Origin of the sequence: Desulfobacter postgatei 2ac9, from assembly GCF_000233695.2 — a bacterium.
In the GTDB taxonomy this organism is placed as follows: Bacteria; Desulfobacterota; Desulfobacteria; order Desulfobacterales; family Desulfobacteraceae; genus Desulfobacter; species Desulfobacter postgatei.
Genome location: NZ_CM001488.1, coordinates 850237 through 864691, shown reverse-complemented (window position 1 = coordinate 864691; position 14455 = coordinate 850237). Strand labels below are relative to the sequence as shown.

Here is a 14455-nt window from a genome sequence, read left to right as displayed (position 1 = left end):
ATAAAATGTCGATTTGCGCGGGCCAATGATATGTGTCCTACTTCAAACGGTCTCTTTTGGGGGCCAAATAAGGCTTCTAAGACGATCTCAGAAGCGTTTTTATGCCATATTCATCATAATTTCAAATAGTTAATTTGATCCGACCCCGACCGCCGGTTGTTTGCCCGGGCAAGGCGATAGGCATGACCAAGGATGTCAGCCCGGTAGACCTTGTCATATAAAGAATAGAAACGAAAATCCGGTTCCTGCTTGGCCTTACAATAGAGCTTCCTCTGAAGCGTCCTGATCCTATCCGGAGTTAGTAGCATATTGCAATCTCCTGATCCTCCGCTCGTTGGTTGCTTGAACAAAGTAGGGTCCCTTTCCTTAGCCGGGGTTATGTTGTCCCTCAGCCTCAATCGGTACTATAAACCCCTCCGACTCCCAATACAGCCCCATCGGAATTTCGGATCTCCTTATATCCATCAGTTAACGGCCCTTCACCGTAACCGCATTGGGTCTCCCGCACTGCACTGCAATTCTTCCGACACATGCCATCCCCTGCTACCCCGGAAGATCACCTGAAAGGATTTGCGTTTTCTACTCCCAGGCACTACGGCCTTCCCTTGATGTCCAAAAGGTCGGCATCTTCAATTAGTTGACGAGGCTACATATAGGTTCACTTTCGTTACGGCCTGCATCTTTGCCCATAAGAAACTTACAACCCCTGGTTACCCAGACGCTGCTTCCCGGTGCTAAGAAGGCGTACGGATAATTCCTCCTTCAGGACTTTAACCTGTTAGAAATACAGTTGTTACGGCATACGGGCACCTTACATATTTTTTTTCGACCTGCTTTCTTTGGCCTGAGCCGTCTGTCTAAAATAGTCTCCAATTGCTTTACAAAAGTCCTATTTCCCAACGATCGGCCGTTACGTTCATGCTTTCTGAACAATTCAATTTCAGATTCATTAATATCCTAAGATAAAAAATCACCCCAGGATGTCTTGACAATCTCAAGCAAAGGTCTTGTTTTGACAAGAACGTCATCCTTATCATCGACTTGAATAAATGCCTATCAGGGAAACCCTTAATTTTTGTTTTTTAACTGGACACCTTGATTTGTCATGTAGCCCTGATCATGATACAACACATAAACTTGTAGAAGTTTATTAACTTTGCAAGTTTATCCCGGCCAACCGGGCACAGAACATGGAAAAACAGAATAGCAGTTTTCCTGATTCCATATTTCAATTTAAAGGACTGGACATGAACATATTGATCACCGGTGCAGCCGGGTTTATCGGGTCTGCGCTTGCTTTGCGCCTGTTGAATGACGGATAGAAACTGGTGGGGGCAAACCTTATATTTCAAGAGCGACCCCTTGCCCGGCTGACTTCAAGATCCACTATAACCATTATAGTAAATCAAGGATTAAAAATGAAAAAAATTAATTTAACAATCAATGGCTGCGAAAGACAGGTGATTGCCGATAAAAATTTGGTTCTGCTTGATTTGCTCCGGGAGCAGTTAAACCTGACCGGCACCAAACAATCCTGTGACAGAAAAGGGCAATGCGGCGCATGCACCGTAATCGTTAATAAAAAAGCGGTATTGTCGTGTCTGACCAGAGTAGAAAAACTCGATGGGGCATCAGTGATCTCCATCGAAGGACTGGGCACACCGAACAATCCGCATCTTATCCAGCATGCGTTTGTACTGGCAGGCGCCATCCAGTGCGGTTTTTGTACGCCCGGCATGATTATGGCTGCCAAAGCCCTGCTGGACACCAATCTCAACCCTACGGTTGAAGAAATCAAACACGCGTTGCGTCACAATATCTGCCGTTGCACAGGTTATGTAAAAATCATTGACGCCGTACAACTGGCCGCCCAATTTCTCAGGGGAGAAAAAAAGCCTGAAGAGCTCACCCCGTTGCCGACCGACCCCAAAATAGGCGTTTCCCATTCCCGGCCGTCAGCCATGATAAAAGCATGCGGCACAGCCGCCTTTACCTCGGATATTATCATCCCCGATGCTGTGGAAATAGCTGTGGTACGAAGCCCTCACATGCATGCAGAGATTGAAAAAATTGATTTTTCCAGGGCTGAAAAAATGCCGGGATTTATCGGCACACTGACAGCCTCAGATATCAAAGGCACCAATCGCTTAAAATATATTGTGGCAGACCGCCCTATCCTGTGTGAAAACCGGGTGCGGACCATGGGTGATGCGATTGCCGCCGTGCTGGCCCGAACCCGTGAACAGGCATTGGCCGCTGCCCAGGCCGTGGACGTTCAATATTCCCTATTGCCTGAGGTAACCACCACCAGGCAGGCGATGGAACCTGATGCGCCCCAAATTCATCCCCACCGACCCAATCTATGTTTTTCCCAGCCTTTGATTAAAGGGGACACAGATGAAGGGTTCAAAAAAGCGGCCGCTGTGATTGAACAAAACTTCACGACCCAATTGAACCACCAGGCCCCGTTAGAACCTGAAAACAGTGTGGCCTACATGGAAGGAGAAGGCCAGGATGCCATTCTGGTGGTTATGGGCCGCAGTATCAACATCCATCTTCACATGGCAACGCTGCAGGCAGCTCTCGGATACGACAACATTCGTTATGAAGAGCCTTTTTCAGGCGGCCAGTTCGGCATGAAACTGGAAATCTTCACCGAGGGCATTGCTGCGGCGGCTGCATTGAAATTCAAGCGGCCTGTGCGTTATATCCCAAGCCTGGCCGAATCCATGATGATTACATCCAAACGTCACCCCTTTGACATTCAATTAAAAATGGGCGCTGACGAGAATGGTAAACTCACAGCCCTTGAGATGGATATCACGGTAGACAACGGCGCTTATCACTCCATCGGCAACGTCATCATCAACCGGGCTCTCCAAATGCTGACAAGCTCTTATTATGTGCCCAACATAAAGGTGGCGTCAAAACTTGTTTATACCAATAACCCATGGGGAAGTGCAGCCCGTGGTGCAGGCCCCCCACAGGCGCATTATGCGCTTGAGTGCGGCATGAATATGCTTGCCGGAAAATTAAATATAGACCCTTTGGCGTTCAGAAAGCAAAACAGCCTTAGAACAGGGCTGACCAAGGCAACCGGGCATGTCCAGGACGATGTATGGCCGTTCCCCGAACTTTGCGATGATATTTTACCCCATTATGAAAGAGCCCTGGCAGATGCAAAGGCCCATGATAATACAGGTCCTGTCAAACGCGGGGTCGGTCTGGGTGCTGCTGCGTTCGGCATTGGTTTCCCGGCAGATAAATCCACGGCTGCCGTGGAACTGGAACCGGATGATGGTGTAACCGTATACGCTGCGGCAGCAGACCCTGGAGAAGGCAATGATTCCATGCTTACCCAACTGGCGGCACAGGTTCTGGAACTGCCCCTTGACAAGGTTCGTGCTGTTACCCGGACAACGGATAAAACCACCGCAGCCGGTCCCGCCTCCGGCAGCAGGGTAACCTTGATGATTGGCGGCGCTACCGTAGATGCCTTAAAACAATTGAAAAAAGCCATGGATGACGTTGGATCAAAGACGTTTGATGCCTTTAAGTCTGCAGAAAAACCAACTCGTTACGTGGGCAATAAATCAACTTTTCAAACCGCGCCCATGGATCCGGAAACAGGCCAGGGACCGTCAACGGAATCTGATACCCATGCCATTCAACTGGCCGAAGTGCAAGTCAATACAGAAACAGGAGAGGTCAAGGTATTAAAGATGACCTCTGTGGTTGACGCAGGGCCTGTAATCAACCCGAATAACCTTACGGGACAGATGGAAGGCGGCATGGATATGGGTGTGGGATATGCCCTTCGTGAACAGTATATCGCCGGAAAAACAAAAGATTGGCGTACCTTTAAATTCCCTACAATGAAAACCGCCTTTGACATGGCGGTGTTTTTCAGGGAAACGCATAGAAAACGGGGCACCCTTGGCTCCACCGGGGTTGGGGAAATGTCAATGGTCTCAACAGCGCCGGCCGTCATCAACTCCATTGAAAATGCCTGCGGCGCTTTGATTACGAGCCTTCCGGCTACACCGGACAAGGTTCTTGCCGCAATAAAAGAGGCCCATAAAGTTTAACAATTTCGGGCAACTGCGACGGTACTATTAAGAATAATAAATTCTGATTATTAACAAATCGTGTCAAGAGGTGATTGATATGGGCAACGGATTTAATGCAGAAGTAAAACAAATACTTGATACCTTGGGGATTAAATCTGTGAATTACGGTGCTACAACCGGTGGCAGCAAAGGTTGGATTGAAACAAAGGGAAAAGAGCTTGTTTCCTATTCCCCCATCAACGGCAAACCCATTGCCAGTGTTTTGATGGCTGAAAAAAAAGACTATGAAACAGTGATGACCAAGGCCCAGGAAGCGTTTAAAACCTTCCGCATGATGCCTGCTCCGCGACGCGGCGAAATGGTGCGTGAGATCGGTGATGCATTACGGGAGAATAAAAAGACATTAGGTGCCCTGATTTCTCTTGAGGTCGGTAAAATCCGGGCTGAAGGCGAGGGCGAGGTCCAGGAGATGATTGACATTGCCGATTTCGCCATGGGCCTGAGCCGCCGGCTCTATGGCCCGACCATGCATTCTGAACGGCCCGAGCACCGGATGTACGAACAATGGCACCCCCTGGGAATTGTCGGGCTGATCACTGCGTTTAATTTTCCTGCGTCCGTATGGTCCTGGAACACGTTGATTGCCTCTGTCTGCGGTGATGCGATTGTGTTCAAACCCAGCTCAAAGGTGCCTTTGACCAGTATTGCCATCCAGAACATCCTTGCGCCTGTGGTTGACAAATACGGTGTTGAAAGTATTTTCAACATGGTCATCGGCACCAGAACCGATGTGGGCGAGCCCATGCTCCATGACAAACGCATTCCTCTGATTTCCGCCACAGGGTCCACGGCCATGGGTAAACATGTGGGTCAAGTGGTTGGCGGTCGTTTAGGACGGTCCCTGCTGGAACTTGGCGGCAACAATGCCATTATCATCACCGAAGACGCAGACATGGACATGGCCGTCCGGGCCACGCTGTTCGGTGCTGTGGGTACCGCTGGACAACGCTGCACCTCCACCCGAAGGATCATCATTCACTCTTCAGTGAAACAAGCCTTTGTCAACAACCTGATCAGTGCCTACAAACAGATTAAGATCGGCAATCCCCTGGTCAATGACACGCTCATGGGGCCGCTTATTGACGAAGAGGCTCTCCTTGCTATGGAACAAGCCCTGAAAGCAGTTAAGGCGTCCGGTGGAAAGATTCTTTACGGCGGAGAGCGGACCACTGTGAACGGTTGTGAAGGCGGTCATTATGTGTTCCCGGCTGTGGCTGAAGTAAAAAATGATTTCCCCATTGTCCAGAGCGAAACCTTTGCACCCATCCTGTACATCATTGAATACAATGGGTTTGAGCAAGCCCTTGAACTGCATAACGACGTGCCCCAGGGCCTGTCTTCCGCAATCTTCACAACCTCCTTGCAGTACCAGGAAATTTTTTTTTCACACAAAGGCTCTGACTGCGGCATTGCCAACGTGAACATCGGCACGTCCGGTGCCGAAATCGGTGGCGCATTCGGCGGTGAAAAAGAGACCGGCGGCGGGCGTGAATCCGGGTCCGATGCGTGGCGAGCATACATGAGACGTCAGACCAACACCATTAACTGGGGCAAGGAATTGCCGCTTGCCCAAGGTATCGAATTTAACATCGACGGGGACATTTAAGCCTATTCCTTAGCCAGCACGAACAGCTGTCCGAAATGAGTTTTAAAGTTGAGGAGGTTTTCCATTTTTTTACCAGCCCAAAAGCAGAGCATGGCCCTGATTACGCCGGCATGGGTGACCAACAGGGTATGCGATAACAGGGGCAGTTGACTGAAAAAAGGTGACACCCGGGAAAAAAGGTCTTTGAAGCTTTCTCCGGCCGGGGGGCAGAAACCGTAAATATCCCGGCCCCGCTGTTCAAATAGATCCGGATGCTTGGTTTTGATGTGCTCAAATTCCCGGCCGTCCCACTCTCCCAGGTCGATTTCGTTGAGGCGGCGGTCGATAACGGATGTGCTGTCAGGGCAGGCAAAGGCCGCTGTTTGCCGGCACCGGGTCAAAGCCGAGGTGTAAACCTGTTTGAAACCAACGGCGGCGAAGGGCGCCTGCCAGCTTCTGGCCTGCTCCCGGCCTGTCTGATCCAGGGGGATGTCGGTTTGACCGATGAACCGGCGGGTACCATGACCCTTGATCTGTCCGTGACGCAGAATGAAGAGTAAGGGGCCTTTATCCGAGAATTTCCCTGAGAGATCGGCCGACAGCTGATTCGATCCGGGCATGTATGTGCTGAGCAGTTTCAAGTCTTTTAAAAATCTCCTTTTCGGCATGGGGCAGACAGCGTGCTTTTTCGTGGAATCGACCTGAGTAATCCAGTTCCAGTTGGTCTCCCCTGCACAGCTTGTCTGCAAAAAAGACAATCTGGGTTTCATCCAGTTCCGGGCCGGGGGTGAGATCCATGTGGACAGCCGTAACATCTGCGATTTTTTGGAATCCCAACGCTTTGAGAAAACGACTGCCGGCCTCGGCATGGTGCGCTTCTTTTCTTTTAATGTCATGGAGCAGCGCCCCTGCTCTGATGATGTCGGTATCAAAATCAAGCCCGCACGAATGGAGAGCCCGGGCAAGGGTCAGCGCAGTATCACATACCTGGTGCAGATGGGCCCGAATTGCCGGGGCATCGGGCAGCTCCCGGTCAATAATGGACCGGCATTCCGCTTCATCGGCAATTTCCAGTCTCTCATATTTTTGCTTTATTTGCTGATAACCTTCCGGGGTGTCGGCATCCATGAGAATGCCCCGGTCATGGACCGGCAGTTGGATAATGCGGCTTGGATCTGAAAACAGGATCCGCCTTAGATTGGCGTCAGGATCAGCGCCGGTTATGACGGGGATCAGCCGGGCCGGAATCAGGGGCGGATGACCGGTTTGGCCGTTGAATGCCGGTACAATCAAGCTGTCTTTGGCCGCCTCGAATTTTCTACGGATGAAGTTTAGGGTGGTGGGCCGGATGGCCGGGATGTCGGCCGGCAAAAGGAAAAAGCCCTCTATACCCGACGACAGTGTTGCCACCCCGTTGCGAATGGAGGAGAACATGCCCGAGGCATAATCCGGGTTGAACAAAGGCCTGGCACCTGCCGCTTCAACGGTCCCTGCCAATTGGTCATGGTTGTGACCGGTGACCACAATAATCTCCCGGATCCCTGCAGCTTTAAACAGGTCGATGACGGTTTCAATCATGGTGGTACGCCCCAAAGGCAGCAGCGGCTTGTACCGGCCCATTCGGGAGGAGAGACCTGCTGCCGGGATAAGGGCGGCCGGCATCAGGAGGGGTTCTCCTTATTTTCCGCCCTGACGCTGATTAATTCTCCCATGATGCTTACAGCAATCTCCGCCGGAGTCTCAGCCTTGATTTTAAGACCGATGGGGGCATAGACCTGTTCCAGCCGGGCCTGCGCCACCCCTTTAGCCATCAGATTGTCGTAGATCTGCTTCTTTTTCTTTTTACTGCCGATCATACCAATATATGCGGCGTCAGTTTTTAAGGCCTGTTCCAGCACGGTCTGGTCATGGAGATGCCCCCGGGTGAGGATAACGATATAGGCATTGCCGTCAATGTCCAAACCGTCAAACGCACTGGAAAAATCATCCAGCACCCGGATCTCAGCAGCATGGGGGAAACGCGCTTCATTGGCGAACTCGGCCCGATCGTCGGTGACCACGCAGGAAAAATCAGTCAAATGGGCCATTTTTGCCAGCTGGAACCCGACATGGCCGGCCCCGAAAATGAACAATCTATCCGGCCGGATCAGGGGCTCAATGATGAACTCGTCCAGCCCGTAGAACTGCCGCACCGGACCCGGGCCTGTAAACCGGTTTTCCCCGGCCGCATCTATTAGGGCTTTGGGCAGCATGCCCGGGCCAGCCACCTCACCCTGTTCCAGCACCAGGCTGATTTCAGCGGTTTTGTCCGCCGCAATCCGGGTAACTGCCAAAGCCTTTTTCCCCTTGGCCTCCAGGTCTGCCAGTGTCTGCCATAACTCGATTTGTTCCGAAGGACAAGGTGGAACAAAGCTGCGAAGCCAGACCGTCAGACTGCCTCCGCAGCCCATATCCATACCCGCTTTAATCTCCTGGTTCAGGTTAAAATCCATGGTTTTTGAGCGTGACCGGTCCAGCAGATCGACACAGACGTCAATGACCTCGGCTTCAACCAGGCCGCCGCCGATGCTGCCTGAAATGCCTTTGTTCGGCCGGACGAGCATCTTGCTGCCCGATGTCCGCGGGGTGGAGCCCTTGTGGCCGATGATCACGGCCAGGGCAAACGGGGTGCCGTCGTTCAGAAGATCCAGGCTTTCGCGGATGAGTGATCTCATTTCAATTAACTCCTTGGGTACATGGCTTTATTTTCCAAAACTGCAGTCCGGATACCTGCAATCTCTGCAATTGGAACAACCCCCCCGTAGCCCATCATGATGATGTCCCTTTTTTCAACTTCATGTATATCATTTTTCAGACCAGCCACATAGATATGCTCCTTGCCGATGACTACTTTTCTAACGATCAGGCACAAAGCGCCACTTTAACCATGACGTTTATCCTCGTGTTTAAAAAGTCCTTTAATATCCTCTAATATCAGATAAAGACAGGGCACCAGCCCCAAGGTAATCAGCGTGGCAAAAAAAATACCGAACCCCAGGGAGATGGCCATGGGAATAAGAAACTTTGCCTGGCGAGACGTTTCCGTGATGATCGGCGCCAGTCCTCCGCAGGTGGTTAACGTGGTCAACAGAATAGGCCTGAAGCGCTGAATCCCTGCAGCCCTGATTGCAGCCGCCACAGGCATCCCCCCGCGTACCAGCCGGTTGGAAAAATCAATGAGTACCAAAGAGTCGTTGACCACCACACCGGACATGGCCACAATGCCGAACAGACTCATAACGGAAAGGGAATATCCCATGATAAGATGGCCGGCCACGGCCCCTATTATTCCGAAGGGGATGCATAACATAATAATCAACGGCTGAAAATAGCTCTTAAAGGGGATGGCCAGAAGCGCAAAGATACAGAATAACGCCAGACCCAGACCTTTGACCAGGGCCCCCACGCTCTCTTTGACATCTTCCTGTTTACCCTTGAACCCGTAGGACAGGCCCGGATAAAGGCTCACAAGGGACGGCAGGATCTTCTGCTCCATATCCTGGACAATATTTTCAGACAACGACTGCGGGTTGACATTGGCCGTCACCAGAATTTCACGCCGTCCGTTGGTCCGGTTGATCTGTGTGTAGGCCCGGCCCTTGACCGTTTCAATGGCATCCCGAAGCATGATCTCTCCATTGGGGGTATTGAGCACATAATTTTCAAATGCGGTTTCGGAAATACGTTCGCCTTCGGCCAGGCGCACCCGTACCGTAACCTCGTTTCTTCCGCGCTGATTTTTTACCGCCTCAACGCCCTGATAAGCATTCCGGATTTTGACGGCAATGGTTCTCGGGGTCAGCCCCATGCGGTGGCCGGCAGGGGTCAGGGTGATATCGAACTGCCGTTTTCCCTGGGCAGATCCGTCATCAATGTCCGATACCATGGGATATTCAGCCAGATGCCGGGCAAGGTCCTCACCGGCCCGGTTCAGGGTATCCGTATCCCTGTGGCTCAGGGAAACAGTCAGACTTTTACCGGAACCGGGACCGCCCCGGTTGGATTCAAAGGTAATGGTCTCAAGGCCTGAAACCACGCCGGTTTTTTCCCGCCAAATCCGGGTCACCTCGGAGGTGGATACCGGACGCACCTCGGGATCGGTCAGATAGATCCTCATTTCGATATGGTTCTCTTCGACCTGGGAAAAAATCCCCGTGGACAAAGCTTCTTTACCATTTTCCGCAACGGTCTTTTCAGCTGATGCCACCAGATGGGATTCCACTTCACGCACCTTGTTTTCAGGCGTGCCATAGGGCAGGTAAATCTCACAGAAGGCGTAATCGGACTCGACCTTGGGAAACGGAACCATACCCATTTTTCCGGATTTTACATATCCGAAGGTGATGAGCAGCAGGGCAAGTCCCAGGGTAAAAACCGTATACCGCCAGGAAAGCAGCACAGACATCAGCCTGCCGTACACAGATTTGACAATGGTTTCAAACTGTTCAGAAAATTTTGCCTGCCACGCTTCGAGAACATTCAAAGGAAAAAACAAAGGGCGGTTGCGGTGGCTTAAATGGGCCGGCAGGATAAACAGACTTTCGATCAAAGAGACACCAAACACCGCCGCCACCACCAGAGGCATGGTTTTAAAAATCTTCCCCATTTCACCCGGGATGTACATGATGGGCATAAAGGTGACCATATTGGTGGCTACCGAAAAGAAAACAGGAACAGCAACAGTTTTTGTTCCCTGGGTGGCGGCATCCAGGAACCCCATGCCCTGGCGCCGGCAATAATAGATATTTTCCCCCACCACTATGGCATCGTCCACCACAATGCCCAATGTCACGATAAAGGCAAACATGCTTACCATATTGATGGTGAAATCGGCTGCGGACAAAAAGATAAAGGAGCCTAAAAATGAAACGGGAATACCCATGCTGACCCAGAAGGCCAGACGAATCTCAAGGAACAGGGCAAGACACAAAAATACCAGGGCAAGTCCCATATAGGCGTTACTCAGCAAAAGATCCGCCCTTTGGGTAAAAACCATGGACAAATCCCTGACAATGCTCAAATGAATCCCTTCTGGCAACTCCTCATTAATGCTTTCCAGCATCTTTTTGGTGGCTTGCGCCACCTTGGTGGGAGTCTGTTTTCCCACCCGGTAAACAGCAATGGTAACGGCCCGCTTGCCGTTAAATGAAGCCCAGGACTGCGAATCCTCAAATCCTTCGCTTACTTTGGCGATATCGGACAAAACCAATTGGGAGCCGTCTTCCCGGGTAAGAATAGGCAGTTTTGCATATTGCCGGGCGTAATCTTTCCGGGATTTGATGCGCAGCAGGATATCTCCGCCCCCGGACTTGATGGCGCCGCCGCCCAGTTCCACCGAAGCCGTGGAAACGGCGTCCGCGACATCGGACAGGGTCATGCCGTAGCGCCGCAGGGTATTGGTGGAGATCTCCACCAGGATTTCACGCTCCCTGACGCCTTCCAGTTCCACCTGGGTAATTTCAGGATCGGACAAAAACCTGTCCCTGATATCATCGGCAAGATCCCGCATGGTGGTTTCCGGGGCATCCCCGTAAAGGGCCAGACGCACCACTTCCCGCTGCCGGGAGGTAATGGCGATCACCGGATCTTCAGCCTCATCCGGAAAGGTGTCAATCCGGTCGACTTCGCTTTTGATCTCCTGCCACAACCGGGTGACATCAGCACCGTCCAGGGCTTCTATGGTGATCGACGCACGGCCTTCCGAGGCCTGGGAGGTAATTTCATCAATGCCTTCAAGGTCCCGCACCGCCTCTTCCACAGCCAGAATAATACCGGACTCCACCTCTTCGGGGCTGGCCCCGGGATAGGAGACCGAAATACTCACCGAATCCATGGAGAATTCGGGGAACACTTCCTGCTTGATGTTAAATGCCATAAAAAGACCACCCACAAGGAAAATCGCCATGAGCAGATTGGCAGCCACGGTGTTGCCGGCCATCCAGGCCATGGCACCTCTTGGACCCTGCCCTGCAGGACCGGAAAAGCCAGGATTGTGTTCAGGCATTACCGGCTCTCCCCCAAAGCAAGGGTCACGGCCATGCCCGAGACAGGCGCGGAAAGATCAGAGCAGACCACAAGATCACCAGGGGAAAGCTCGGACTGGATGAACACCCGATCATTTTCAATCCACACGGGTGCCACCTTACGGATCTCCAGGCGCCCGTCCTTATATATCCACAAACTGGAATCCTCCCGGATCAGGGTCCGGGGCAGGGAAAACACATTGTCAAAAACCTGTCCCTCAATCAGCGCTTCAACGTGATCATCAAGCAGCATGGCAGGACGCCCTTTGGCCGACCCGAGCCCCAAGGGATCATCCACCCGGATAATGACGCCTGCCATGCGGCTTTGCTCAGTTACCGCCCCGGTGGTCCGCACCACACGTCCATCCCATTCCCGGCCCGCATAAAGGGAACGGATACGCACAGGGCTCCCGTTGGTTTCATGCACCCGAATCCGGTCCAAGCGATCCAGGGGCACCTGGACTTCCACCTGGTAGCAGGTCACGTCCACCAGGGTGGCAAGGGCGCCCTGGGCTGCGGTCATAGCTCCGGCATCCACCTCTTTGGATCGCACCAGCGCATGGAAGGGGGCAATTATCCGGGTACGTTCCAGGTCGAGGCGGGCGGTTTCAAGGTCGCTTTGAGCACTTGCCACGGCAGCCCCGGCCTGTTCAAGCTGGGGTTTTCTCAACACCAGGCTGGTCTCCTGCACCTCATTGGGCGACATCATGGACATGAGTTTGAGCTCTTCCCTTGCAATCTGCTGCCGCCCCTTTTCAATTTCAAAATCAGCCTGGGCCTGGGCCAAAGCACTTTGGGCCTTGTTCACGGCCAGCGCATAGTCCGCCGGATCAATCCGGACCATGAGCTGGCCCTTGCGGATTAATCCCCCCTGGACAAATTCCGGGGCCACCTGGATGACCGTGCCGGCCACCTGGGATTTAATCACCACCTCCCGATCCGCCTGAACCGTACCCATGGCCCGGATCTGTGCAGTAACACGGCTGGGATTCACTTTCATGATATCGACCACCGGAGCTGTTTTGACAGCAGGGTTACGTTTGAATTTCACGACTTTTGATTTGTAGTACCAAAAACCGGTAACACCCAGGGCTATCAGGCATACAGGCAGAATAATTTTCAAAAGGGTTACACCCAGGGAGGTCTGTGAAGCAATCCGTTTCATAAATCAGTTGGCTCCGGTATTTTTATCTTGTGCCGGGGGTGCTTTGAAAAACTCACGCCGCCAGCCGGTTGCTTTATAAAGAGCAATTCGTTCTTTGACATAGGTTGCCTGTTCGCTGATGAGCTGACGCTCCAGGCTTTCCATGGAGGCCCAGGCCGCAAGATAGTTCAAATAACTGCTCTGACCGTTGAGGTACTGAACCCGGGCATCCTGCAGGGTCACTTTAACGGCTGCCAGCTGCTGCGCTAAAAGTTCAATGTAGGTTTTCTGCCGGTCAATGGCCACCAGGGCATCCTCCACCTGGCAAATGGCAGTGGCAACGGTTTTAGCGTAGACATTAAGTGCTTCACGAACCATGGCCCGGGTGCGTTCGATTTCGGCTTCGCGCGCCCCGCCGTCCAGCAAAGGGCCAGCCAGGGCAGCGCCCAGGGAGAGTACCCAGTTCTGGAACAGCAGGTCCAGGGAACCGCTGGAAAAAGCGGCCGAGGCAGACAGGGTCAGTTGCGGTAACAAATCTGCCTTGGCCGCCTCCACATCCAGGGCAGCCGCTTTAAGACGCATCCGGGCAGCCTTAATATCGGCCCTGTTTTCGAGCAAATCGGAGGGAATACCGGGCTGGGGGGCCAGAAAACTTTGGGGCAGATCGCCAGTAGAGACGGCCACAGGCGTCCCCGGTGTCCGCCCCAGATACAGGCCCATAACATTCAGCAGTTGCTTTTCTTCTTTTTCAAGCAAAGGCATGGCAGAAAGAACCTGAGCCAGGGCTTCCCGCTGCTGGGAGACATCAAGGGCTGTGGCCTTGCCGTTGATAAAACGAAGCTCCTGCAGTTTTAGTGTCATCCGGTTGGCTTCTATCTGCCGCGCAAGCACTTCCATACGAATCCGAACAGACAGAATATCCACCCAGGTATCTGCAATATCCGTGGACAAGGTCAGCGCCCCATCCTCCAAATCCCGGACCGCAGCAAGGTATTCCAGCTCTCTTGCATTGACATCGGCACGATTTTTCCCCCACAGATCCAGGGTATATTCAGCATCCAGGGAGGCGGAATAAGTGTGTTCATGATCCCTGGTGATAGACTGGCCCCGGGTTTTAGATTGGGAATAGGTGCGTTCGCCCCCAAGAAAGTAATCAAGAAAAGGGCCAGGGTTTGATTTTTCGCTTTTCACATCAGCCAGGGCCTGATCAGCCCGGGCTTTAAGCACCTGCAGATCATAGTTGCGGCCAAGACCTGTTTGAATGAGTTGGCTCAGCTCATCGATACCAAATTGCTGCCACCACCCGCCATCCGGATCTTCTTTGCTGATTGGGGGCGTGTCAACACCTGTATCATAAACATAGGCATCAGGGATATCAACAGGCATTACAGTCGCAGGCTCAGGGGATATCAGATTGCAGCCGGAAATAAAAAAACCCGACATCAGTACAATGGAGATCAAAGCATAGCGCATTATTTCACAGCCCACTGTCCATCACTTTAAAATTATTGGCGGACAGGAATATACCATGGCT

At 52.3% G+C, this 14455-nt stretch carries 11 protein-coding genes; 3 read left to right on the top strand and 8 right to left on the bottom strand.

Annotated elements, in window-relative coordinates; genetic code table 11:
* Positions 1 to 113: 113 nt before the first annotated feature.
* A complete protein-coding gene (locus tag DESPODRAFT_RS04010) occupies positions 114 to 308 on the bottom strand; it encodes a hypothetical protein (RefSeq protein ID WP_004071532.1) in 195 nt (64 codons plus the stop codon).
* Between the two features lie 882 nt (positions 309 to 1190).
* On the opposite strand from DESPODRAFT_RS04010, the gene DESPODRAFT_RS21420 reads away from it, so the two are divergent.
* The 3 genes from DESPODRAFT_RS21420 (at position 1191) to amaB (ending at position 5736) form a co-directional block, all read left to right on the top strand.
* The gene (locus DESPODRAFT_RS21420; protein ID WP_280985109.1) at positions 1191 to 1322 is read left to right on the top strand and encodes an NAD-dependent epimerase/dehydratase family protein; all 132 of its coding nucleotides are present in this window, start codon (positions 1191 to 1193) and stop codon (positions 1320 to 1322) included.
* Positions 1323 to 1418: 96 nt separating this feature from the next.
* Positions 1419 to 4088: a molybdopterin-dependent oxidoreductase gene (locus tag DESPODRAFT_RS04005; RefSeq protein ID WP_004071529.1), complete on the top strand. Its 2670-nt coding sequence runs from the start codon at positions 1419 to 1421 to the stop codon at positions 4086 to 4088.
* Between the two features lie 79 nt (positions 4089 to 4167).
* Positions 4168 to 5736 (top strand): L-piperidine-6-carboxylate dehydrogenase, encoded by a 1569-nt coding sequence (amaB, locus tag DESPODRAFT_RS04000; protein WP_004071527.1) that lies wholly within the window; start codon positions 4168 to 4170, stop codon positions 5734 to 5736.
* A 2-nt stretch (positions 5737 to 5738) separates the two neighbouring features.
* Here the strand turns inward: amaB and DESPODRAFT_RS03995 are convergent, their stop codons facing one another.
* The 7 genes from DESPODRAFT_RS03995 to DESPODRAFT_RS03970 are packed head-to-tail and all read right to left on the bottom strand — an operon-like array spanning position 5739 to position 14409.
* Positions 5739 to 6356, bottom strand: coding sequence for a histidine phosphatase family protein (locus tag DESPODRAFT_RS03995; RefSeq protein ID WP_245532008.1), 618 nt, complete (start codon positions 6354 to 6356; stop codon positions 5739 to 5741).
* Positions 6283 to 7377, bottom strand: a complete 1095-nt coding sequence (locus DESPODRAFT_RS03990) for a DVU_1551 family NTP transferase (protein ID WP_004071523.1) — start codon at positions 7375 to 7377, stop codon at positions 6283 to 6285. The genes DESPODRAFT_RS03995 and DESPODRAFT_RS03990 overlap by 74 nt, the downstream gene beginning before the upstream one ends.
* Entirely contained in the window at positions 7377 to 8429 is a 1053-nt protein-coding gene (locus DESPODRAFT_RS03985; protein ID WP_004071521.1) for an XdhC family aldehyde oxidoreductase maturation factor, read from the bottom strand. The genes DESPODRAFT_RS03990 and DESPODRAFT_RS03985 overlap by 1 nt, the downstream gene beginning before the upstream one ends.
* Before the next feature lie 5 nt (positions 8430 to 8434).
* Positions 8435 to 8578, bottom strand: coding sequence for a hypothetical protein (locus tag DESPODRAFT_RS20255; RefSeq protein WP_172635707.1), 144 nt, complete (start codon positions 8576 to 8578; stop codon positions 8435 to 8437).
* A gap of 57 nt (positions 8579 to 8635) precedes the next feature.
* A complete protein-coding gene (locus tag DESPODRAFT_RS03980; protein ID WP_004071519.1) occupies positions 8636 to 11758 on the bottom strand; it encodes an efflux RND transporter permease subunit in 3123 nt (1040 codons plus the stop codon).
* Positions 11758 to 12942 (bottom strand): efflux RND transporter periplasmic adaptor subunit, encoded by a 1185-nt coding sequence (locus DESPODRAFT_RS03975; protein WP_004071518.1) that lies wholly within the window; start codon positions 12940 to 12942, stop codon positions 11758 to 11760. Before DESPODRAFT_RS03975 ends, DESPODRAFT_RS03980 begins: the two co-directional genes overlap by 1 nt.
* Before the next feature lie 3 nt (positions 12943 to 12945).
* Entirely contained in the window at positions 12946 to 14409 is a 1464-nt protein-coding gene (locus tag DESPODRAFT_RS03970) for an efflux transporter outer membrane subunit (RefSeq protein WP_245532007.1), read from the bottom strand.
* Positions 14410 to 14455 lie beyond the last annotated feature (46 nt).

Coding starts and splice junctions, on each gene's coding strand:
- DESPODRAFT_RS03975 (WP_004071518.1), bottom strand. CDS start 12,942: ATGAAACGGATTGCTTCACAGACCTCCCTGGGTGTAACCCTTTTGAAA.
- amaB (WP_004071527.1), top strand. CDS start 4,168: ATGGGCAACGGATTTAATGCAGAAGTAAAACAAATACTTGATACCTTG.
- DESPODRAFT_RS04005 (WP_004071529.1), top strand. CDS start 1,419: ATGAAAAAAATTAATTTAACAATCAATGGCTGCGAAAGACAGGTGATT.
- DESPODRAFT_RS03990 (WP_004071523.1), bottom strand. CDS start 7,377: ATGCCGGCCGCCCTTATCCCGGCAGCAGGTCTCTCCTCCCGAATGGGC.
- DESPODRAFT_RS03980 (WP_004071519.1), bottom strand. CDS start 11,758: ATGCCTGAACACAATCCTGGCTTTTCCGGTCCTGCAGGGCAGGGTCCA.
- DESPODRAFT_RS21420 (WP_280985109.1), top strand. CDS start 1,191: ATGGAAAAACAGAATAGCAGTTTTCCTGATTCCATATTTCAATTTAAA.
- DESPODRAFT_RS03985 (WP_004071521.1), bottom strand. CDS start 8,429: ATGAGATCACTCATCCGCGAAAGCCTGGATCTTCTGAACGACGGCACC.
- DESPODRAFT_RS04010 (WP_004071532.1), bottom strand. CDS start 308: ATGCTACTAACTCCGGATAGGATCAGGACGCTTCAGAGGAAGCTCTAT.